The 746-nt window shown below is 58.0% G+C and carries 1 protein-coding gene; it reads right to left on the reverse strand.

The genetic code is table 11. The features are described from left to right. Positions 1–438: 438 nt before the first annotated feature. Positions 439–717: a site-specific integrase gene (locus ACFSCT_RS12410; protein ID WP_379143190.1), complete on the reverse strand. Its 279-nt coding sequence runs from the start codon at positions 715–717 to the stop codon at positions 439–441. Positions 718–746 lie beyond the last annotated feature (29 nt).

Below are 746 nucleotides of genomic sequence, written 5' to 3' on the forward strand. Positions count from 1 at the left end.
GACCTGCTACCGTGGAACTTCAAGCCGTCAAGCTAAGTCGACAGTGGGGGCCAGCGACCGCTTACCTCGATAACGATGGTCGGCGCTAACTATCTGCGGGCCAATTTCAGGGCTCCACGCGGCAAGGGTTTAAAATCAGAAGCTACATACAAAATAGTCACTTGTTCCCCAGTGGCCATAGGTCCGCTTCCATCTTCCGGCAAGGCTACATTTGCATGCGCAGCGAAAATCCGCTTTCCGCCCATCCAGCAAAAAGTCTCGCGATCGCGGCACAGATCGGACCGCTTCGGCGAATGACGGGAATGTCCGCCCTGCCGACCCTCATTTTCCGAGAGTGCTACGCGATGGACGAATGACCGGTCTGGTGAAGCTGCACCGCGGCGGTCGGCCAGGGACTGAACGGCAGGTTAGGGCCGCCAGTGACGGCGGCCCGGTCCATTAGATTTCAACACTTTCGGAGATGGCAAGCGCGTCTTCTAGGTCCACGCCCAGATACCGGACCGTGCTGTCCATCTTGGTGTGTCCCAGAAGAAGCGGCTCTTCCATCCAGCGCGACAGCGATTTCCGCGTTCCTTCCGTGATCTCAAACCTGACCGGCCGTTGGGTCTTGCTTTGAATGATCGATGCACGTTCCTTGACCTGGCCGGAAGCGTAGACGTCGACGACCTTTAGGGCACCTCGATTTTTCACTGAATTCCTCTGAACGGACGAGATCAGCGGCTTGAAGCGGGGACTGCGACCGCCCG

The organism is Paracoccus pacificus (assembly GCF_042680785.1).
In the GTDB taxonomy this organism is placed as follows: domain Bacteria; phylum Pseudomonadota; class Alphaproteobacteria; order Rhodobacterales; family Rhodobacteraceae; genus Paracoccus; species Paracoccus pacificus.